The organism is Phenylobacterium sp. (assembly GCF_031181185.1).
Lineage (GTDB): Bacteria > Pseudomonadota > Alphaproteobacteria > Caulobacterales > Caulobacteraceae > Phenylobacterium.
On the sequence record NZ_JAPSKZ010000020.1, the window covers coordinates 1 to 19,346 of the forward strand.

The 19,346-nt window shown below is 70.7% G+C and carries 27 protein-coding genes; 16 read left to right on the top strand and 11 right to left on the bottom strand.

Features of this window, described 5'->3' with window-relative positions; translation table 11 throughout:
• Both RIF93_RS03925 and RIF93_RS03930 read right to left on the bottom strand, forming a co-directional pair.
• The coding region (locus RIF93_RS03925; protein WP_309088656.1) for a hypothetical protein at nt 1-384 on the bottom strand (384 nt) is incomplete at its 3' end.
• Between the two features lie 62 nt (nt 385-446).
• Complete coding sequence (locus tag RIF93_RS03930) at nt 447-980, bottom strand: DUF4402 domain-containing protein (protein WP_309088658.1); 534 nt, start codon at nt 978-980, stop codon at nt 447-449.
• A 630-nt stretch (nt 981-1,610) separates the two neighbouring features.
• On the opposite strand from RIF93_RS03930, the gene RIF93_RS03935 reads away from it, so the two are divergent.
• The gene (locus RIF93_RS03935) at nt 1,611-3,119 is read left to right on the top strand and encodes an SEL1-like repeat protein (RefSeq protein ID WP_309088660.1); all 1,509 of its coding nucleotides are present in this window, start codon (nt 1,611-1,613) and stop codon (nt 3,117-3,119) included.
• Here RIF93_RS03935 and RIF93_RS03940 read toward each other — a convergent pair.
• Nucleotides 3,116-4,189 carry a zinc-binding dehydrogenase gene (locus tag RIF93_RS03940; RefSeq protein WP_309088661.1) on the bottom strand — a complete coding sequence of 358 codons (1,074 nt, stop codon included), beginning with the start codon at nt 4,187-4,189 and terminating at the stop codon, nt 3,116-3,118. The genes RIF93_RS03935 and RIF93_RS03940 overlap by 4 nt on opposite strands.
• Nucleotides 4,190-4,296: 107 nt before the next feature.
• On the opposite strand from RIF93_RS03940, the gene fabD reads away from it, so the two are divergent.
• The 8 genes from fabD (at nt 4,297) to RIF93_RS03980 (ending at nt 10,684) form a co-directional block, all read left to right on the top strand.
• Nucleotides 4,297-5,241 (top strand): ACP S-malonyltransferase, encoded by a 945-nt coding sequence (gene fabD, locus RIF93_RS03945; RefSeq protein ID WP_309088663.1) that lies wholly within the window; start codon nt 4,297-4,299, stop codon nt 5,239-5,241.
• A 12-nt stretch (nt 5,242-5,253) separates the two neighbouring features.
• Nucleotides 5,254-5,994, top strand: coding sequence for a 3-oxoacyl-[acyl-carrier-protein] reductase (gene fabG / locus RIF93_RS03950; RefSeq protein WP_309088665.1), 741 nt, complete (start codon nt 5,254-5,256; stop codon nt 5,992-5,994).
• 124 nt (nt 5,995-6,118) lie between these two features.
• Complete coding sequence (locus RIF93_RS03955) at nt 6,119-6,358, top strand: acyl carrier protein (RefSeq protein WP_012522113.1); 240 nt, start codon at nt 6,119-6,121, stop codon at nt 6,356-6,358.
• Between the two features lie 81 nt (nt 6,359-6,439).
• Nucleotides 6,440-7,720, top strand: a complete 1,281-nt coding sequence (gene fabF, locus RIF93_RS03960) for a beta-ketoacyl-ACP synthase II (protein ID WP_309088668.1) — start codon at nt 6,440-6,442, stop codon at nt 7,718-7,720.
• A complete protein-coding gene (gene mltG, locus RIF93_RS03965) occupies nt 7,717-8,736 on the top strand; it encodes an endolytic transglycosylase MltG (protein ID WP_309088670.1) in 1,020 nt (339 codons plus the stop codon). Before fabF ends, mltG begins: the two co-directional genes overlap by 4 nt.
• Nucleotides 8,737-9,618: a YicC/YloC family endoribonuclease gene (locus RIF93_RS03970; RefSeq protein ID WP_309088672.1), complete on the top strand. Its 882-nt coding sequence runs from the start codon at nt 8,737-8,739 to the stop codon at nt 9,616-9,618.
• Nucleotides 9,619-9,624: 6 nt separating this feature from the next.
• Nucleotides 9,625-10,281 (top strand): guanylate kinase, encoded by a 657-nt coding sequence (gene gmk, locus RIF93_RS03975; RefSeq protein WP_309088674.1) that lies wholly within the window; start codon nt 9,625-9,627, stop codon nt 10,279-10,281.
• 160 nt (nt 10,282-10,441) lie between these two features.
• On the top strand, nt 10,442-10,684 hold the full coding sequence (locus tag RIF93_RS03980) for a glutaredoxin domain-containing protein (RefSeq protein WP_309088676.1): 243 nt from the start codon (nt 10,442-10,444) through the stop codon (nt 10,682-10,684).
• 54 nt (nt 10,685-10,738) lie between these two features.
• On the opposite strand, the gene RIF93_RS03985 is transcribed toward RIF93_RS03980, so the two are convergent.
• The gene (locus tag RIF93_RS03985) at nt 10,739-11,089 is read right to left on the bottom strand and encodes a DUF2200 domain-containing protein (protein WP_309088678.1); all 351 of its coding nucleotides are present in this window, start codon (nt 11,087-11,089) and stop codon (nt 10,739-10,741) included.
• A 114-nt stretch (nt 11,090-11,203) separates the two neighbouring features.
• On the opposite strand from RIF93_RS03985, the gene RIF93_RS03990 reads away from it, so the two are divergent.
• Entirely contained in the window at nt 11,204-11,860 is a 657-nt protein-coding gene (locus tag RIF93_RS03990) for a glutathione S-transferase family protein (protein WP_309088679.1), read from the top strand.
• A 149-nt stretch (nt 11,861-12,009) separates the two neighbouring features.
• Nucleotides 12,010-12,219, top strand: coding sequence for a hypothetical protein (locus tag RIF93_RS03995; protein ID WP_309088681.1), 210 nt, complete (start codon nt 12,010-12,012; stop codon nt 12,217-12,219).
• Here RIF93_RS03995 and RIF93_RS04000 read toward each other — a convergent pair.
• Nucleotides 12,216-12,527, bottom strand: a complete 312-nt coding sequence (locus RIF93_RS04000; RefSeq protein ID WP_309088683.1) for a PAS domain-containing protein — start codon at nt 12,525-12,527, stop codon at nt 12,216-12,218. The genes RIF93_RS03995 and RIF93_RS04000 overlap by 4 nt on opposite strands.
• Nucleotides 12,528-12,790: 263 nt before the next feature.
• On the opposite strand from RIF93_RS04000, the gene RIF93_RS04005 reads away from it, so the two are divergent.
• Complete coding sequence (locus RIF93_RS04005) at nt 12,791-12,991, top strand: hypothetical protein (protein ID WP_309088685.1); 201 nt, start codon at nt 12,791-12,793, stop codon at nt 12,989-12,991.
• A 52-nt stretch (nt 12,992-13,043) separates the two neighbouring features.
• Nucleotides 13,044-13,226 carry a hypothetical protein gene (locus tag RIF93_RS04010; protein WP_309088687.1) on the top strand — a complete coding sequence of 61 codons (183 nt, stop codon included), beginning with the start codon at nt 13,044-13,046 and terminating at the stop codon, nt 13,224-13,226.
• A gap of 47 nt (nt 13,227-13,273) precedes the next feature.
• Here the strand turns inward: RIF93_RS04010 and RIF93_RS04015 are convergent, their stop codons facing one another.
• Nucleotides 13,274-13,825, bottom strand: a complete 552-nt coding sequence (locus RIF93_RS04015; RefSeq protein ID WP_309088689.1) for an OmpA family protein — start codon at nt 13,823-13,825, stop codon at nt 13,274-13,276.
• 161 nt (nt 13,826-13,986) lie between these two features.
• Here RIF93_RS04015 and RIF93_RS04020 point away from each other — a divergent pair, with 161 nt between their 5' ends.
• Nucleotides 13,987-14,775, top strand: a complete 789-nt coding sequence (locus RIF93_RS04020; protein ID WP_309088691.1) for a hypothetical protein — start codon at nt 13,987-13,989, stop codon at nt 14,773-14,775.
• On the opposite strand, the gene RIF93_RS04025 is transcribed toward RIF93_RS04020, so the two are convergent.
• Together RIF93_RS04025 and RIF93_RS04030 are read right to left on the bottom strand one after the other, a co-directional pair.
• Entirely contained in the window at nt 14,772-15,095 is a 324-nt protein-coding gene (locus tag RIF93_RS04025) for a hypothetical protein (protein WP_309088693.1), read from the bottom strand. The genes RIF93_RS04020 and RIF93_RS04025 overlap by 4 nt on opposite strands.
• 5 nt (nt 15,096-15,100) lie before the next feature.
• A complete protein-coding gene (locus RIF93_RS04030; RefSeq protein ID WP_309088695.1) occupies nt 15,101-15,628 on the bottom strand; it encodes a DUF4402 domain-containing protein in 528 nt (175 codons plus the stop codon).
• A gap of 236 nt (nt 15,629-15,864) precedes the next feature.
• Between RIF93_RS04030 and RIF93_RS04035 the strand changes: the two genes are divergently transcribed.
• Both RIF93_RS04035 and RIF93_RS04040 read left to right on the top strand, forming a co-directional pair.
• The gene (locus RIF93_RS04035; protein ID WP_309088697.1) at nt 15,865-16,323 is read left to right on the top strand and encodes a DUF4402 domain-containing protein; all 459 of its coding nucleotides are present in this window, start codon (nt 15,865-15,867) and stop codon (nt 16,321-16,323) included.
• Between the two features lie 126 nt (nt 16,324-16,449).
• Entirely contained in the window at nt 16,450-16,713 is a 264-nt protein-coding gene (locus tag RIF93_RS04040) for a hypothetical protein (RefSeq protein ID WP_309088699.1), read from the top strand.
• On the opposite strand, the gene RIF93_RS04045 is transcribed toward RIF93_RS04040, so the two are convergent.
• Genes RIF93_RS04045 through RIF93_RS04055 form a run of 3 tightly spaced genes read right to left on the bottom strand, consistent with a single transcriptional unit; the run spans nt 16,693 to nt 19,293 of the window.
• On the bottom strand, nt 16,693-17,679 hold the full coding sequence (locus tag RIF93_RS04045; RefSeq protein ID WP_309088701.1) for a DUF2891 domain-containing protein: 987 nt from the start codon (nt 17,677-17,679) through the stop codon (nt 16,693-16,695). The genes RIF93_RS04040 and RIF93_RS04045 overlap by 21 nt on opposite strands.
• The gene (locus tag RIF93_RS04050; RefSeq protein WP_309088702.1) at nt 17,660-18,613 is read right to left on the bottom strand and encodes a DUF979 domain-containing protein; all 954 of its coding nucleotides are present in this window, start codon (nt 18,611-18,613) and stop codon (nt 17,660-17,662) included. The genes RIF93_RS04045 and RIF93_RS04050 overlap by 20 nt, the downstream gene beginning before the upstream one ends.
• Nucleotides 18,610-19,293, bottom strand: coding sequence for a DUF969 domain-containing protein (locus RIF93_RS04055; protein ID WP_309088703.1), 684 nt, complete (start codon nt 19,291-19,293; stop codon nt 18,610-18,612). The genes RIF93_RS04050 and RIF93_RS04055 overlap by 4 nt, the downstream gene beginning before the upstream one ends.
• Between the last annotated feature and the right edge of the window lie 53 nt (nt 19,294-19,346).

Sequence of the window (19,346 nt, forward strand, 5' to 3'; positions counted from 1 at the left end):
GCCGCCCATGCCGACCTGGTACTCGGCATTGGTGTTGGTCTTGACGATCAAGGTTTCCTGGCCCCCGCTGCGGACGACCGTAAAGCTCTCGGGTACGGTCGTCGAGACTACGTCCCCAGGTTGGCCACGAATCGTTAACCGCGCGTTGCCCACGGCGCCCGAGGAGGAGCCGGTCTGGACTCCGACGCCGGAGCCGTTGAGGCGGGATGGGGTGACGGGCGCGACCGAGACGGCAGGCATGGTCAGGCCGGGGCCAAGGGTGATCCCGGCGGGCCGCACGAAGGTGGTGATGGCGCGGGCCGTGGCCGTCGCGCTGAGCGCCCCCTGAGCGAAGCAGGCGGCGAATGCGACGGACGCAGCCGCCAGGATGATCGCTCGCTTCATGGGCTTAGGACTCGAGAGGCGATGCCGGGCGGACGCGGGAGGCGCCCGCCCGGTGGATCGGTTTACTGGTAGACCAACTCGGCCGTGATGGTGCCGACCGTCACCTCGCCGGTGGCGGTGGCAGGCACATCCATGGAAGCGCCCACGGCGACAACGCAGCTGGCGGCCACCATGTCGAACTCGCCGTCTGCGGCGTCCGGGCAACCGCTGTCGCCCACGATGTTGCCGACCTGCAAGTTGTAGCCCGTCGTAGTCGTCGCCGAGACGTCCAGGGTCACACCGGCATCCGCGACGGCGCCGAGGGTGAAGGTGGCCGCCGTGGCGGCGGCCGTACCGCCAACCAAGGCCACGCCGCCGGCGCCGGACACCGAGCGGGTCGCCGTGCCGTCTGCGGCGGCGGCCGCGACGACCGTCACGGAGCTGCCCTCGCCGGTCGGCACGGTCAGGGTGCCGAAGTCCAGGTCAGTGCCGTTGGTGACCGAGCCGGCCGCAACGAACTTGGCCTTGGCGTCGACGGTGTCGCTCGCCTGAGCGAAGGCGGCGCCGGCAATAGCGGAGATCGCCGCCGTAGCGACGAGGAGATTACGGATGTTCATTTTATCAGCCCCCAGGGAGGATGGTGTGTCGAAATGGTACGCGGTGGAACTCGTCCGAACGTCGTCCCGCAAACCCGGCGCCAACCCGCGTCGCGGGCAATTCCGGCCTCAAGTAAACGTGCGGTTGTATTCTTCTTTTAACCGAGCGTTAGCCAAGGCGCCGCTCTACGGCCACGCTACCCAGCTGTCAAGTTTGATCCCGGCTTCTTTGTGTCAGACTAGTATAAATACGGTAAGCCGGCGGTTAACTGCCGCAAGGGGCCAAGATTAGCAGCGGGTCAAATTGGCGCATCAGCTGTAAAGAAGCGCTATGGTTGTATCGAATTCCCGCCATAGGTGTTTTTCTCCTGCGGCTCTGCGACGGGGAACCTGCCGGACTCTCTGCCTCGACCCAAGTTGATAGCCGCTGGGAGGGTTTTGCAGAACGCCGTAGTCCGCGCGGGGCTACTCAAAACGGGTTAGCGGACGCTGAGACGATCTGGCCGCATGCAGGACCATGCGGATGGTGGTAAAGGATTTCGCAGGCCCGGGCGCAGTATAGTGCGCAGGGTCTGAAAGACTTTCGGAGCGTGGGGCGCGGCGCGGCCGCCGAACACCCTTCGAGCCGGGGGCGCTATATTGGCGAACGGATTGGACAGCGAGGCGACAGGCGGCCCCAGCGCCGACCGTGCGGCGCTGCGCGGCCTGTTCGACCGACTGCGCCAGCATGTCGCACAGGCCGAGGGGCGGGCGGACGCGGCGCTAGGCGAGCTCTCCGCATCCCTCACGGCCGCAGAAGATCCTTTACGCGTGCGCGCGAGCGCCGAGACGGTGCTGGCCGAGCAGCGGCGGGCGGCGGCGGGCGTAGCGGCCCTGGCCGACGAGGTCGGGGCGATGGCGCGAGGGCTGGACGCCCGGCTCGACCGTGCGGACCGGGAGCGAGCCGACGCCCTGCGCGCCGTCGATCGCGAGCTGCGCGATGCGGCCGCGCGGCTGGACGCGCGGGTGGCGGAAGCCGAGGCCGAGGTCGTGCGTGCGCTGACCGCCGTGGCCGGGCGTCTGGCGCGCTGGGAAGCGGCGGCGGCGGATCGGGACGAACGCCTGGCGGGCGCCCTGGCGGCGCAGATCGCGGCCGCCGAGACGCGGCGCGGGGACGAGGTCGCGCGGCTGCTGGCGGCGGCCGAGCGGCGACCGGAGCCGGTGCGGGGCGCCGCGCCGGAGACCGTAAGGTCGCGGCGGGGCTCGCGATCGGCGGCCCTGCTGCTGTCGGCCGGCGTGGCGTGCCTGGGCCTGGCCACCCTGGCCGTGGTGCTGGAGCCGCCGCTGGCGGGGGACGAACCCGCGGCCGAGGCGGGGCCGGAGGTGGTGCTGCGCGGGCCGATCCTGATCGCGCCGCCCAGGTTCGCCGAGGCCGACGAGTTCGCGCCGGCGGCGCCGGCCGGGCCGGCGATCGGTCCCGACGCCCAGAAGGCGCTGGCGGCGGCGATCGGGGACGCCGAGGCGGGCAAGCCGGGCGCGGTCGGGCGGCTGCGCGCGCTGGCCGAGGCGGGCCTGCCGCGGGCGCAGATGTACCTGGCCAAGCTTTACGAGACCGGCAAGGGCGTGGCGGCGGACAGCGCGGAGGCGCGCCGCTGGACCGCCCGGGCCGCCGACGCCGGCGATCCGGTGGCGCTGCACAACCTGGCGCTCTACTACCTGCAGGGCCGCGGGGGGCCGCGCGACGACGTCATGGCGGCCAGGCTGTTCAAGCGCTCGGCCAGCGCCGGCGTAGCGGATTCTCAGTTCAACCTCGGCCTGCTGTACGAAACGGGCGCGGGCGTGGACCGCAACCTGGTGGAGGCCTACCGCTGGTTCCAGGTGGCGGCCAACGCCGGCGACCTGAAGGCGCGCGAGCGGGCGGTCGCCCTGGAGGCCCGGCTGTCGCCGCGGGAGATGGCTAGCGCCGAGCGGATGGCGACGAGCTTCCGGCCGGGCGCCGACGTCGAGGAGACGGTGCTGATCCCCGGCGCGACGACGGTGGCGGAGGCGCAGAAGAAGCTGGCGAGGCTGGGCTTCTACATCGGCCCGACCGACGGCCAGGACACGCCGGCCTACCGTCAGGCGGTGGAGGCCTACCGCCGGAGCCAGTCGCCGACGGTCGCCTCGGCCGGGCAGCCTTAGGGCGTCACAAGGATCTTCACGTGCGCCTCGGGATCGCCCAGGGCCGTGAACGCGTCCGCCACACCGTCCAGCCCGACCGTGCCTGTGACGAGATGAGACACGTCGATGATGCCTTCGGCCAGGTGGCGCAGGGTCAGGGCGAACTCCTCGGGCGAGTAGCCGAAGACGAAGGTGAGCTCGATCTCCTTGGTGATGGCCATGGAGGGCTCGATGCGGTCGGTCTCCATGCAGACGCCCGCCACGACCACCTGGGCGCCGGCCGGCGCGGCCTCGATCAGCGCCTGCAGCACGCCGGGCGCCCCGACGCACTCGAAGACGACGGGACGGGCGAAGGCTCCGCCCATCATCTGCACCATCTGCTGGGCGGCGCGGGTCTTTGGGACGCCCAGGGCTTCCCAGCGGTCGTGCGGGCTTTGGACGGCGGGGTCGATGACAATGTCGGCGCCCAGACGCTCGGCGGCCGCGCGGCGGCGAGGCGAGAAGTCGGCGGCGATGACCGGTCCGTGGCCCTGAGCCTTGAGCGCGGCGATGACGGCGAGGCCGACCGGGCCGCAGCCGACGACCAGGGAGACCGACTTCGGCTCCAGGCGCGCCTTGGCCACGGCGTGCAGGCCGACGGCGAAGGGCTCGGTCATGGCGGCGTGCTCGGTCGGCAGGCCGTTCGGCACTTCCAGCACGAGGCCTTCGGAGAGGACCATCCGCTCGGCGAAGCCGCCGGGCAGGCGGTTGGAGAAGCCCAGGAGCTCGACGCCCGTGGCGCTCATCACCGCCGGCACGCTCACCACGCGGGTCCCGGCCTTCAGCGTCTTGGCCGAGCCCGGACCATGGTCGAGGATCTCGGCGCAGAACTCGTGGCCAAAGACGGTGTCGGCGCGCGGATCGAAGCCGTTGTCGGGGGCGCCCGCGCGCTTCGACAGATCGATCATGTGCTCCATGTGGTGCAGGGCGTGCAGGTCTGAGCCGCAGATGCCGCAGGCCAGCGTCCGCACCAGCACCTGGCCGGACTCGGGCTCGAGTTCCGGTATCTCGTCGCAGACCAGCTGCTTGTTGCGGCGGACGACGGCCCTCATGCGTTTTCCCTCGGAGCTGGCGGCTCTTGTCGGCCACGTTCTTGTCCAGCCTAGCCTAATCCCCTAACCCTCGCGCCTCGGAATCAAACAGTGAGCGGAGCCTCCTCATGAGCCTCGCCTTCCTCTTCCCCGGACAGGGCAGCCAGGCCGTCGGCATGGGCGCCGACCTCGCGGAAGCCTTCAAGACCGCCCGCGAAGTGTTCGAAGAGGTGGACGAGGCGCTGAAGCAGAAGCTGTCCGCCCTGATGCGCGATGGGCCCGAGGACCAGCTGACCCTGACCGAGAACGCCCAGCCGGCGCTGATGGCCGTCTCGGTGGCGGTGATGCGGACGCTGGAGCGCGAGTTCGGCGTCGCTGTGGACAAGGCCGCGTTCGTGGCCGGCCACAGCCTGGGAGAATATTCGGCTCTGGCCTCGGCCGGCGCGATCAGCCTGGCCGACACCGCGCGGCTCCTGAAGCTGCGCGGCCAGGCGATGCAGCGGGCCGTGCCGGTGGGGCAGGGGGCCATGGCCTCGCTGATCGGGCCCAAGACCGACCTGGCGCTGGCGGAAGAGGCGGCCAAGGCAGGCTCGGAAGCCGGCGTCTGCGTCGTGGCGAACGACAACAACCAGGGCAACGTCGTCATCTCCGGCGACAAGGCCGCGGTCGACAAGGCCATCGAGAAGGCCAAGGAGCTGGGCGCGCGGGCGATCCCGCTGAACGTGTCGGCGCCCTTCCACTGTCCGCTGATGCAGCCGGCGGCCGACGAGATGGCCGAGGCCCTCGCGGCGGCGACCATCGTGGCGCCCCGCGCGCCGGTCGTCGCGAACGTCACGGCGCGTCCGACGAACGATCCGGAAGCGATCCGCCGGCTGCTGGTGGAACAGGTGACCGGCCGCGTGCGCTGGCGCGAAAGCGTCCAGTGGATGGCCGGCGAGGGCGGGGTGACCCGCTTCGCCGAGGCCGGCGCCGGCAAGGTGCTGTCGGGCATGGTCAAGCGGATCGCGCCCGACGCCGAGGCGGTCCCGCTGAACGCGCCCGCCGACCTCGAAGCCTTCGCCAAGACGCTCTAAGGGAAAGACGAGATGTTCGACCTGACCGGAAAGACCGCCCTCGTCACCGGCGCCACCGGCGGCATCGGCGCCGAGATCGCGAAGGCCCTGCACGCCCAGGGCGCGCATGTGGTGCTGTCGGGCACCCGCGAGGCGGTGCTGCAGGAGCTGGCGGGCGCGCTGGGCGAGCGGGCGTCGATCGCGCCGGCCAACCTCTCGGACGCCGCCGCCGTGGACGGCCTGATCGGGGCGGCGGAAGCCGCGGCGGGCAATCCGATCGACATCCTGGTGGCCAACGCCGGCATCACCAAGGACGGCCTACTGCTGCGCATGAAGGACGAGGACTGGGAAGCGGTCCTGAAGGTGAACCTGGAGAGCTACTTCCGGCTCTCGCGCGCGGCGGTGAAGGGCATGATGAAGCGCCGGTCCGGCCGGATCATCGCCATCACCTCGGTCGTGGGGGTTACGGGCAATCCCGGTCAGGCGAACTACGCCGCCTCCAAGGCCGGGATGATCGGCTTCTCCAAGGCCCTGGCCCAGGAAGTGGCGACGCGGGGAATCACTGTGAACTGCGTCGCCCCCGGCTTCATCGAGAGCCCGATGACGGACGCGCTCAACGAGCAGCAGAAGACGCAGATCCTGTCGACGATTCCCGCCCAGCGCCTGGGCGCGGGGAGCGAGATCGCGGCCGCCTGCGTTTACCTGGCCAGCGAAGAGGCGGGTTACGTCACGGGTCAGACCCTGCACGTGAATGGCGGGATGGTGATGATCTGAGGCTCGCCAAACTCGTGAGGAACATGCTACGGCCCCGCCAACTCTGATCACCAAATGCGGCGGTTGACTTCGAAGTCGCCGTCGTCGATGCAAGCACCTGACTAAGCCCTGAGGGACCTAACTAATGTCCGACGTCCTTGAACGCGTCCGTAAGATCGTCATCGAGCACCTCGACGCCGATCCCGAGAAGGTCACCGAGAAGGCCAGCTTCATCGACGACCTGGGCGCCGACAGCCTCGACAACGTCGAGCTGGTGATGGCCTTCGAAGAAGAGTTCGACATCGAGATCCCGGACGACGCTGCGGAGCACATCCAGACCGTCGGCGACGCCGTGAAGTTCATCCAGGAGCGGCTCGGCGCCTAAGGCGCTCGGATCGTTCGAGAATTCGACCGCCGCGGCTTCCCTGAACCGGAGTCCGCGGCGGTTTTCATTTGAGGGTCGCCCATGCGTCGAGTGGTCGTCACCGGCATCGGCATCCTGAGCCCGCTGGGCCAGGGAACCGAGCTGACTTGGAAGAAGATCCTGGCCGGCACGTCCGGGGCGGGGAAGATCACCGCCTTTGACACGACCGACTACGCCTGCCAGGTCGCCTGCGAGGTGCCGCGGGTGGACGGCCGCGGCGGCGGCGGGCCCGACGTCGAAGGCAGCTTCGACCCGGACGCCACCATGTCGGCCAAGGACCGCCGGCGGGTCGATGACTTCATCCTCTATGGCATTGCGGCGGCCGACGAGGCCGTGCGCGACGCCGGCTGGACGCCCGAGGACGAGGAGAGCCGCGAGCGCACCGGCGTGATGATCGGCTCGGGCATCGGCGGCCTCGGCACCATCGCCGAGACGGCCATCGAGCTGCACGAGAAGGGCCCCCGCCGGGTCAGCCCGTTCTTCATCCCCTCGGCGCTGATCAACCTGGTCAGCGGCCAGGTGTCGATCAAGTACGGCTTCAAGGGGCCGAACCACGCCGTCGTCACGGCCTGCGCCACCGGGGCCCACGCGATCGGCGACGCCGCCCGGCTGATCAAGTACGGCGACGCCGATGTGATGATCTGCGGCGGGGCCGAGGCCAGCGTCGTGCCGGTGGGCATCGCGGGCTTCATCGCCTGCCGCGCCATGGCCACGGCGTTCAACGACACGCCCGAGAAGGCCAGCCGGCCCTACGACAAGGACCGCGACGGGTTCGTGATGGGCGAGGGCGCGGCGATCCTGGTGCTCGAAGAGCTGGAGCACGCCAAGGCCCGCGGCGCGAAGATCTACGCCGAGGTGGCGGGCTACGGCCTTTCGGGCGACGCCTTCCACATCACCGCCCCGGTCGAGGACGGCGACGGCGGCTTCCGGGCCATGAAGGCGGCCCTGAAGGACGCCGGCCTGCAGCCGGCCGACATCGACTACGTCAACGCGCATGGCACCTCGACCATGGCCGACGGCATCGAACTCGGCGCCGTGGAGCGGCTGCTGGGCAATTCGGCGCCCGGCAAGGCGATGAGCTCGACCAAGTCGATGACCGGCCACCTGCTGGGCGCCGCCGGCGCGCTGGAGGCGGCGTTCTCGATCCTGGCCATCCGCGACCAGATCGCGCCGCCGACGATCAACCTGGACAACCCCGACGTCGAGACCGCGCTGGACCTCGTGCCGCACAAGGCCAAGCCGATGAAGATCGACGTGGCCATGTCGAACAGCTTCGGCTTCGGCGGCACCAACGCCGCGGTGATCTTCAAGAAGTACGCGTGAGCCGGGGCCGCCGCCTGAGCCGCCGCACGCTGGGGCTGGCCGCGCTGGGCGCGGCGGTCCTGGCGGCGCTGCTGGTGCTGGCGGGGCTGTGGAGCTACCGCGGACCCGGACCGGCGGCCAAGGACGGGCCGGTGACGGTCGTCGTCCTGGAGCGCGGCTCGGGCCTGTCCGAGATCGCGGGGACGCTGGAGGAGGCGGGGGCGATCAGTTCGGCCGGCCTGTTCACCGTGATGGCCCGAATGACGGGGGCAGCCTCCGAGCTGAAGGCCGGCGAATACGAGTTCGCGTCTCGGGCCCCCATGGCGAAGGTGCTGGCCGACATTCGCGCGGGCAAGGTGGTCCGCCACATGGTCACGATCCCCGAGGGCTGGACCAGCGAGATGGCCGCAGAGGCGGTGAACCGCCAGCCCGTGCTGACCGGCCTTGCGACCCCGCCGCCCGAGGGCTCGCTTCTGCCTGACACCTACCAGGTGCAGCGGGGCGACGACCGCAGCGAGGTGATCGCCCGGATGCGCAAGGCGCGCGACGAACTGCTGGCCGAGTTGTGGCCCAAGCGCCAGCCAGGCCTGCCGTTCGACACGGTGGACGAGGCGGTGATCCTGGCCTCCATCGTCGAGAAGGAGACCGGCGTGGCGGCCGAGCGGCCGCGCGTGGCGGCGGTGTTCGTCAACCGGATGCGCCAGGGCATGCGGCTCGAGAGCGACCCCACCATCATCTACGGCATCTCGAAGGGGCGGCCCCTGGGCCGGGGCCTGCTCGCGTCGGAAGTGGCGGCGGCCACGCCCTACAACACCTACCGGATCGACGGCCTGCCCCCGACGCCGATCGCCAATCCGGGCCGCGCCTCGCTGGAGGCGGTGTTGAACCCGCCGAAGACCAACGAGCTGTTCTTCGTGGCCGACGGGACGGGCGGGCACGTGTTCGCCGCGACGTTCGAAGAGCACCAGCGCAACGTGGCGCGGTGGCGGGCGGTGGAACGGCAGCGGGCGGCCGCGGCCGCAGCGGGAGGACGCTGAATGGCGATCAGCGGCATGACCGGCTTCGGCCGGGCGGAGGGGGCGCTGGGAGCCTGGTCGTGGGCGGCCGAGGCGCGGAGCGTCAACGGGCGGAACCTGGAGGTTCGGTTCCGCGGTCCGCCCGGGTTCGATGGCCTGGAACGGGCCGCCCGGGAAGGCGCCCAGGCGCGGTTCCAGCGGGGGCAGGTGACCGTGGGCGTCCAGGCCAAGAAGGCCGAGGCCGCGGGCGCCGTGAGGATTAATCTCGAGGCGCTCGAGCGCTATCTCGACGCCGGCCGGCCGCTAGTGGAAACCGGACGCGCCGCGCCGCCCAGCCTGGACGGGCTGCTGGCGCTGAAAGGCGTGGTCGAGGCCGATGACGCCGAGCAGGACCCGGAGGCCATGGCGGCGCTGGAAGCGGCCATCGCCGCCTCGATCGGGGCCGCGCTGGAGGGGCTGCTGGCCGCGCGCCGCCAGGAAGGGACCCAGCTGCTGGCCGTGCTGACCGGCCAGCTCGACCGCATCGCCGAACTGACCGCGCGCGCGGGTGACGAGGCCGCGGGCCAGCCGGCGGCGATAAAGGCCCGCTTCGAGGCGCGCATGAAGGAGTTGGCGGGCGAGGCGGTCACCGAGGAGCGGATCGTGCAGGAGGCCGCCGCCATGGCGGTGAAGGCCGACGTCCGCGAGGAGCTGGACCGCCTGGCGGGTCACGTGGAGGCGGCGCGCGGGCTGCTGGCCTCGGACGGCGCCGTCGGACGCCGGCTCGACTTCCTGACCCAGGAGTTCATGCGCGAGGCCAATACGCTGTGCTCGAAGTCGCAGCTTTCGGCCCTGACCGCCACGGGACTGGACCTGAAGGCCACCATCGAGCAGTTCCGCGAGCAGGTGCAGAATGTGGAGTAGGGACCGGTGAGCGCCGCTGACGAACATTCGCGCCCGTGGGAGACGATCCGGCGCGGGCTGCTGCTCCTGATCTCGAGCCCGGCAGGGGCCGGCAAGACGTCGCTGTCCCGACGGCTGGTGGCCGATCATTCGGAGCTTCGGCTGTCCATCTCAGCCACGACCCGACCGCCACGGCCCGGCGAGGAAGAGGGCCGCGAGTACTACTTCAAGACTCGCGAAGAGTTCGAGGCGATGATCGAGCGCGGCGAGTTCCTGGAGTGGGCGATCGTCAACGGCAACTACTACGGCACGCCCAAGAAGCCGGTGATCGAGGCGCTGGAAGGCGGCCACGACGTGCTGTTCGACATCGACTGGCAAGGCGCCAAGCAGATCGCCGAGAAGCAGCCCGACGACGCGGTGCGCGTGTTCATCCTTCCGCCGGTGTGGAGCGACCTGGAACGCCGCCTGCGGGCCCGCGCCCAGGACAGCGAAGAGGTGATCGAGGCCCGGCTGCGGCTGGGACGCGAGGAGATCACCCACTGGGGCGAGTACGACTACGTGATCGTGAACAAGAACTTCGACCGCGCCTACGCCGACCTCGGCCACATCTACCGCGCCGAGCGGATCAAGCCGGGCCGGAACCCCTGGCTGCCGGGCTTCGTCCAGGGGCTGTTGCGGGAGTAGAGCGCCGCCTGCTGGCTGCGCAGCTGGATCGGCTTGGCGGTCCTGACCGGGAAAATGTCGGCCGTCGGGTCGCTTAAATGAGGCGAGCGGCAACTTCCTCGGGCGGGAGGTGGTTCGAAATCCGACCCTGCCAAATCCCAGATCAGGAAGGCTGCCCCCGATGCCGAACCGCGCGACCGTCTACCGGATGGTGCTGCCGGACCACACGTGTCCCTTTGGCGTGCGCGCCAAGGCGCTGCTGGAGGACGCCGGCTACGAAGTCGATGACAAGGTGCTGACCACCCGCGAGGAGGTGGATCGCTTTCAGGAAGAGCAGGGCGTCGCCACCACGCCTCAGGTGTTCATCGACGGCCAGCGCATCGGCGGCAGTGAAGACGTGGAGCGACACCTGCGCGGAGGCTAGCCGCGGCGGCGTCGGCGCGACCGAACGGCGCCGCATCGCCCGGCCGGCCGACGGTCAGCTTCGCAGGATCTTCTCCATCGCCTTGCCCTTGGCGAGTTCGTCGATGAGCTTGTCGAGGTAGCGGATCTCGCGCATCAGCGGGTCCTCGATCGCCTCGACGCGGACGCCGCAGACGACGCCGGTGATGTTGGCGCGGGCGGGGTTCAGGCGCGGGGCCTGGGCGAAGAAGGTCTCGAAGTCGGTCTTGTCGGCGAGGCGGGCGTCGAGCTGCTCCTGACCGTAGCCGGTCAGCCAGAGGATGATCTGGTCGACCTCGGCCTTGCTGCGCCCCTTCTTCTCGGCCTTGGCCACATAGTGCGGGTAAACGCTGGCGAAGCTGGTCGTGTAGATGCGGTGCTTGGTCATCGGTTTGTGCGCGGCGAACTCCGGCAAGGGCCGCCATCCTAAAACCGTCCGGGAGACTGTCGGCAAGCGCGCGTCGCAATCGTCCTCGGGACAGGAGCAGCCTGGAGCGAGACGATGCCGAGCATCCCCACCATCACCGCCTTCGAAGCCTCGCCCGACGAGGGGCGGGGGCTGGCGCGGGACATGCGCGTGCGCTGGGCGCTCGAGGAAGCGGGCCAGCCATACGACGTGCAACTGGTCTCGTTCGCCGAGATGAAGCAGCCGGCGCACCTGGCGCGGCATCCGTTCGGGCAAATCCCGACCTATCAGGAAGGCGAGCTCGTCCTGTTCGAGACGGGGGCCATCGTCCTGCACATCGCGCAGCGGCATCCGGGCCTGTTGCCGGACGAGCCGAACGCCCGCGCGCGGGCGATCGCCTGGCTGTTCGCGGCGCTGAACACCGTGGAGCCGCCGATCGTGGAGCTGGAGCAGATGGAATACGCCGAGGGCGACCGGCCGTGGCACGCGGCGCGCGTGCCACTGATGGAGGGTCGGGTGCGGACGCGGCTGAAGGCGCTGTCGCGCCGGCTGGGCGGGGCCGAGTGGCTGGACGGCGCCTTTTCCGCCGGCGACCTGATGATAGTGATGGTGCTGCGCAGGCTGGAGGACACGAGCCTCGTCGACGAGCACCCGAACCTGGCGGCCTATGTGGCGCGCGGGAAGGCGCGGCCCGCGTACCGGCGGGCGTTCGACGCCCAGCTGGCCGTGTTCATGGACCGCGAGGCAGGTTGAGCGGCCAGTTGGAAGAACGCGTTACGCCAAACGCGGGTTCGCGGGACGGGAGGCGCAAAAGCGGCCAAAATCCCGCGAACGACGGTCACGAGCGGCCGTTCCTGCGCGGCCAAGCTTGCGCCGCGCGCAGGTTCAGGCATCGAGCCGATATGAAGAAGGCTTCCGAGTACCGGCAGCACGCCGAGGAGTGCCGCGCTCTGGCGGCGCAGATGAGCTCTCCGGCGCAACGCGCCCAGATGCTGGAGATGGCGGAGCACTGGGAGAAGCTGGCGCGCGACCGCGCGGCGCTGATCAGCAAGCATCCCGAGCTGGCCATCGCCGGCGAGCAGGAAGAGGAGCAGCGGCGGCCGGAGGCCTAGTCCGCCGCTTCCGAGACGGGCAGGAACATCACCTGCAGCCCGCCGGCGAGCGCGTGCACCTCGGCGTCGAGCTGCCGCTGCAGCGGCGTGGAGAAGATCCGCACCTTCTGCGGCTGAAGCGTGCGCAGCGCGCGCAGGAGCGTCTCGTGGCCCTCGGAGCCGACGGCGTCCGGCCACAGTTCGTCGTACCGCCGGCCGATGAGCTCGTCCCGGTCCTTGCCGAGGATCGCGAGCAGGGCGTCGTTGGCGGTGAGGAAGCGAAGGTTCGCATCGAGCGTGAAGCTCGCCGGCAGCTCAGTCTGTGGCACGTGGTCCCCCCGGGCACGGCTCTATAGGGAAGGCGTGCGCGGCGCCAGTCCGCGGCGAAGATCAGCAGGGGCGCGGAGTGAAGCGTCCGCGACGCCGCCACCGGGCGCTCGGAGCCTCTTCGCGTTGCCAGGATCTGCGCAACGCAGGCCGGAGACATGTGGTGTCGCCCTGTGGACAACACGCCGGCAGCGGGAACACGGGGCGCCGCCTCCGGTTGGTGCGGGCGGGTCCGAGACCGGCTCCGCCAGGTCCAGGAGCTACGATGCCTCAGGTCAGCCTCTCGGTCGTCCGCTGCGGCAAACAGTGGGGCGTGAGCGCCGACGGCGAGGTGATGGCCCTGGCCAGGCGCAAGCGGGACGCCGAGGCGCTGGCGAGCGAGACCGCCAAGACCCTGCGCGAGAGCGGCTATCACACCGAGCTAAAGGTGGCGGGGGAGCGGCGGAGCTTCCAGGAGGGGGAATGAGCGGCGGCGGGGCCGTAGGAACCACGGGCCGCACGGGGCGGTTGTGGCAGCCGTGACCCCAGAAGACCTCCGCAAACAGGCCGCGGCCGCCGAATTCCTGGCGAAGATCGTCAGCTACGCGCCGGACAAGGCGCGACTGACCGCGCGCGCCGCCGAACTGCGGGCGCAGGCCGACGCGCTGGACGGCGACGGCCGCAACCACGCGGAGGACGGCGACGCCCGTGGCGTCGCCTAGCGACGGACACGCGGCGGCCCCGGCTGAGAGGAGCCGCCGCGCGCGGCCTAGCTCAGGACGATGATCGCCACCCGGCGGTTCTGAGCCCGACCTTCCGCCGTGTCGTTCGGTGCGACCGGGGCTTCCTCGCCGTAGGAGATCGTGCCCATGCGGTTCAGCGCGACGCCGGCCTTGCTGAGGTACTTGCGGACCGCTTCGGCGCGGGCCTCGCCCAGCTGGTCGTTGTAGGCCTCGGGACCCGTGGCGTCGGTGTGGCCCTGGATCTCGAGGTACACATTGCGGTTCTCGCTCTTGAGCCGCTCGGCGAACTCGTTGAGGCGCGCCTCGGCCTCGGGCGACAGGGCGTGCCGGTCGACCGGGAACTTCACCGAGTCGTCCGACAGGACGACCTGGTAGAGGAACTTGCCCTCGGCGAGCTTGTGGGCCGCGTTCGCCCGGGCGAGGGCCTCGCCGGCGGTGCCTTCCACCTGAGTGACCCGGTTGTCGACCACGCCCACCTGGTCGCGGACGAACCGGTGGCTGGCGCAGCCGCTGGCCGCCAGGCCCGCGAAGATGAGGGCGCCGCCCAGCGCGACCGCCCTGAATTTCCCGTCTTTCAAATCTCTATTCCTTCTAGGCAAGGCCCCACCCCACGGCGCTTCGCCGTCGCCAAGGTGCAGGTGCGCGCATGGCCTCGCCATGACGCGACCGTGGCGAGAACAGGGCAACTTGGCCATGAGCTGCGCCACGATCCTGCCGAACCTGGCTGTGAGGGTCTGGCATGGGCGGACGGACGGAGAGGCGGCGAAGGCGCGCGGCGGCGATCGCGCTGAGCCTGGCGGCGCATGCGGCGATCCCGTTCGTGCTGATCGCGAGCCAGACCGACCCGCCGCTGCGGATCGAACCGGAGCCCATCGTGGTCAGCCTGGCGCCGCCGCCGATCCCACCGCCGCCGCCCGAGCCGAAGGATGCCGAGGCCCCCGGCGGGGCGCCCGCCACGACGCCCGAGCCTGCGCCCGAGCCCAAGCCGCCGCCGAAGGCGCGGGCGCGGCCGACGCCCGTGCCGCCGCCTCACGTGGAGGCGCTGCGGGTGGCCGTGGCGCCGGCGCCCGCGCCGCAGCCGATGCCGTCGCTCAGCGAGGGGCAGCTGGCCGGCGCGCGGACGGCGGGTTCAGGGGCGGGAGCCGGGACGGGCAGCGGCGCCGGCGACGGTCAGGGCGGCGGCTGCGACATGGTCAGGCGCCTGCAGGCGGCGCTGCGGCGCGATCCCGAGGTGCGGGCCGCGATCGGGCAGGCGCATCGGCAGGCGGGGGCCGGCGGCCGCGCCGTGCTGGTCTGGAACGGCGACTGGATCCGCAGTCCGGACCAGGAGGGCAAGGGCCTAGCGGGCGTGCGCCAGGCGATCGTCATGGAGGTGGCTTTCGCGCCCGAGGCGTGCCGGGAGGAGCCGATGCGCGGCCTGGTGCTGCTGTCGATGGCCGATGGCGCGGGCGCGCCACGCGTGGTGCTGGGGCAGGCCGCCTGGCGCTGGACGGACCTGCTGGGCTCGCGGCGGCGTATCGGCGGTTAGCGCTTGTCCGGGACGAAGCGGGCCGTGAAGAGGTCGCAGGCCTCGGGATAGCCGCGGACCAGCCGCCGGGCGATCAGGTGCCTGGGCGTGATCTCGAGGCGCAGTTCGCAGACCCGCACGCCCTGGGCGGTCTCGGCCTGACGGCGCCAGATGTAGTAGCGCTTCCCTTCCAGCGTCACGGCTTCGTCCCAGGGGCCGTAGAGCGCCACGGCGGCGTCGGTGTGCTGGCCATAGAGGCTGGACGGGCGCTCGCCCTCGAACGAGGTCACGCAGCCGCCCAGAGCCAGGGCGGCCGTGAGCATCGCGGAGGCCGCACGCATCGCGGTCAGTTGTAGGCGACGGTCGTGGTGAACGTGCCGGAGTAGGCGCCGCTGGGCGTGGTGGACTCGACCAGGATCTGGCCGCCGACGCCGAAGGTGGCCGTCCCAGCCTGACCCAGAGCATTGCTGAGCGTGCCCGTGGTGGCGGTCGGCGTGAGGTCGACCTGGATGGTCTCCGAGCCCCCCGCCCGGGTCATGTTGAAGGTCGGCGGCACGGTGATCGCGAAGGTCTGGCCGCCTTCACCGCTGACAGTATAGGTCGCACGGCCGGGCGCGGCCTGGGTGTTCGGCGCGCCGGTGTTGAGCAGGGCGCCGCTGCCGGTCAGCGAGCGCGAGCCGTCCGTCTGCGAGATGACCACCGTGCCCGAGCCGGCGAGCGGACGGACGATGGTGCCGAAGGACAGATCGCTGTCCTTGGTGAGCAGGATCGGGCGGAAGATGGTGACGCTGGCCGTTGTCGACTGGCTGGCCGAAGCCTGGGCATGCGCGCTCGCGGCGAAACCGGCCACGGCCGCGGCCGAAAGCGCTCCCATCAAGATGTGCCGAAACCGGATCACGGAAACCCCCAGTAAAACTCTATCTAAACGGGTACCGGACGCGCCTAGACTTAGCTGAAGTTGTTTTGACCAGACGATCTGTGCCAAAAACGTACAGCGGCTTCGCCTGATACCCGACGTGACGGAAGCTTTGCAACGGCCGGACCAACTCAATATGGGGCGCGGCGTTCCGCGTCATTGTCGTATTAATACGTAACGGCTAGCCTCAAGGTATGATGGGGGCGTTCCGGATCCTGGCGACGGCGGCGGTCAGCCTGTGGGCGGGCCAGGCCTGCGCGCAGGCGCAGGCATCGGCGGAAGCCCGGGGTTCGGTGACCATCATCGATCCGCGCGCGCTGGCCCAGCAAGCCGAACTGTCGGTGGGTCCGGTGATGCGACCGGGCGCCGCGGGCCTCACCGCCCAGGCCGTCGACGGGCGCTACGAGATCAGCGGCGTGGCCGGCGACAGCTTCAACATCGCCATGCCGTCTAGCCTGAAGCTGGTGCGCAGCGGCGGGACCGAGGAGGTCGTGCTGCAGCTTTCGCCCTCCGGCGCCATGACGATCCTGCCCGGGGCTTACGGCGCGCGCGCCACCGGCTCGGTCGCCGTGCAGGGCGCGGTGGGCGTGCCGCAAGCGGCGGCGCCGGGCACCTACAAGGGCTCCTTCCCGGTGATCCTGTCGCTGCAGTAGCGGCGTTCCGACTTCATCCCCAGCCAACGGGCCGCGATCCACAGGACGTGCTGCAGCGGGGCTTTCCGTGACGGTTTGGTTAAGGCTTCCTGCCGCCTCGCATCATCGCGAGACGAGGACACGGCCGTGAATGTCGAAGACCTCTCGCCCCCGAACCGGGACCTCCTGACCGAGGCGCTGCCCGGGGGGCAGCTGATCAATGTGCTGTACGAGGCCGGCGAGCGGCGGGACGACGGCTTCCAGCGCGAGCGGCGCTGCTTCGCCTTGGGCGAGCGCGGCTGGCTGGCGTTCGTCGGCTGGGACGGTCGCCTCGCGGCGGACGCCTCGTGCCGCTCGCGCTGGGCGCTGACCGAGGCCGCCCACGCCGTGCTAGGCGGTGAGGGCCAATAGGGCGAAGGAGGCAAGCCAATGCTCGCCCATGTAGTCGCCCGCGACGTGGGGCAGGCTGGCGGCCAAGTGGACGTGGGCGGCCTCTTCGGCGGCGGCGCGGGCGGGGCCTGAGAGCGTCGGGGCGAGCGATCGCCAGCACCAGGCCCGCGACAGGTTCAGGCCATCGAGGTGGACGATCTTGCCGTCGGTGCGGTCGGTGACCACGGCGGGCGTGAACAGCGTCGCCGGCCGGCGTTCGGCGATGTGCGGCAGGTAGGCGGCGAACCAGGCCTTGAACTCGTCCGGCGGCAGCAGGCGGCGCAGGCATTCGGCGGTGACCAGAGTGGCCGACAGGAACTCGTCCAGCGACGGTTCCCACGCCTGGGCGTCGCGGTCGTGGCCGTGCCAGGCGCGGGCCTTCGCGGCGAAAAGGTCGAGGAGCGCGGGGTCCGCCACGCGGGCGTAGTCGGCCGATAGCGCGAGGGCGAAGCTGGTCGAGGAGTGGACGCCGGTGCGGATCGGATAGCCGGCGACGGGCAGGAAGTCGCGGAAGCGCTGGGCGAAGGCGTCGGCGAGGGGCTGCAGGGTGGCGGCCCAAGGCGCGGCGTGGGCCAGCAGCTCGGCTTGCAGCTTGAGCAGCCATCCCCAGCCGTAGGGACGCTCGAAGCCGCGGGACGACGGGCGGGCGAGGTAGGCCACCTCGGCGGCGACGTTCTGCGGCGTGAACGCTTCTTCAAACCGGGCGCGAATCGCCGGCGCCTCGGGGAGGTCCGGGAACAGCCGCAGGCAGACAGCCAGCGTCCAATAGCCGTGCACGCAGGAGTGCCAGTCGAAGCTGCCGTAAAAGATCGGGTGCAGGGCGCGGGGGCCCAATGCGTCCTGCGGGCCCTCCAGCACGTGGTCGAGCTTGTTGGGATACTCCCGGCCGACGTGGCCCAGGGCGATGCGGGCGAAGGACGACGCCAGCTCAGCGGAAAGCGAGGACATGCATCAGCACCACATTGACGATCAGCACCGGCAGCGCCGTAGGGATCTGCGCCTTGATGACGGCATATCGGTCGGGCAACTCGAGCAGGGCGGGCGGCACCAGGTTGAAGTTGGCGGCGAGCGGCGTCATCAGCGTGCCGCAGAAGCCCGAGAGCATGCCGATCGCGCAGACCACCGCAGGATCTCCACCGAAGCGGTTGATAAGGATCGGCAATCCGACGCCGGCGGTGAGGACCGGGAAGGCCGCGAAGGCGTTGCCCATGATCATCGTGAAAGCCGCCATCCCGATGCAATAGACGGCGACCGCCGCGAGTCGCGTGTCCAGCGGGATCCAGGCCGTGACGAGCTGGCCGATCAGCTCGCCGACACCGGCCAGCGCGAAGACGGCGCCGAGGGCCGCGAGCATCTGCGGCAGCAGCGCGGCCCAGCCGACGGTGTCCATCAGACGGCGGCCCTCCTGCAGGGCGGCGAGCGGCGGCTGGCGCAGCAACACCAGCGCGACGCCGAGGGAGACGACGGCGGCCAGGGCCAGGGAGATCAGGGTGGCCTGTCTCGGGTCCAGCAGCGGCTGGCCGCCGAACTCCACCTGCTTGATGACGAAGACGCCGAGACCCACGATCAGGGGCAAGGTGAGCGCCGGGATGAACAGCCTGGCGCCGAACCGCTCCGAGAGCGCGCGGCGGGTCTCGGGGGAGGTGGTGGCCGGCGCGCTTCGGCCGAGCAGGCCGAACCCGGCGAGGAGGGCGAGGCCCAGGACGAGGATCCCGTTGCCGAGATCGCCGATGCGATCGCCGGCCAGGAAGCTGAGCGCCACCAGGCCCCAGAAGAGGGCGTTGCCGATCCGCTTGGCGTTCGCGCGGTCGGCGGCGCTGAGCACGGCGAAGGCGGCGAACAGCAGGCCGGCCAGCACATAGACGGCGGAGAGCTTGATCATGCCGGGTCTCCCGCCCGGCGCTTCATCTGCCGGTCGAAGAGGACCAGGCGGGCGCCGTGGATCAGGAAGGCGGCGATGGCGGTCGGGATGGCCCAGAGCGACAGGTGCAGGGGGTCGACGGTGATGCCGCTGGAGGCCAGGATTCCGACCATCAGCAGGATCGAGCCGATGGCGATGAAGATGTCCTCGCCGAAGAACAGGCCGACGTTGTCGGTGGCCGCGGCCTGGGCGCGCACCGCCTGGCGGGTGTCGGGGTCGAGTTCGGCGCCTTCGGGCAGCCGAGCCTCGACGGCGCCTTCGGCCATGGGGGCGACGATGGGGCGGATGCTCTGGGCCTGGCCGGCGATGGAGTGCAGGCCGATGGCGGAGGTGATCTGGCGGAAGGCGAGGTAGGCGATCAGGAAGGGCCCGACCGAAACGCCGCGCAGCCGCGCGATCAGGGCGCGGCAGCGCTCCTGAAGGCCGGCGCGCTCGAGGACGCCCACCATCGGCAGCACCAGATAGACGACGGTGATGAACTTGTTCTCGTTGAAGGCCTTGCCGAAGGCTTCCAACACCTCAACCGGCGAGAGGCCGGCGAAGATTCCCGTGGTGAAGGCGGCCAGCACCACCACCAGCAGCGGATTAAGGCGGGCGGCGAAGCCCACCACGACCACCACGACGCCCAGGAGGGTCAGCATGCGGGCTCCCCGACCGATTCTGCCGGCCATTGGATCGGGTGGAGCCCGCAAGG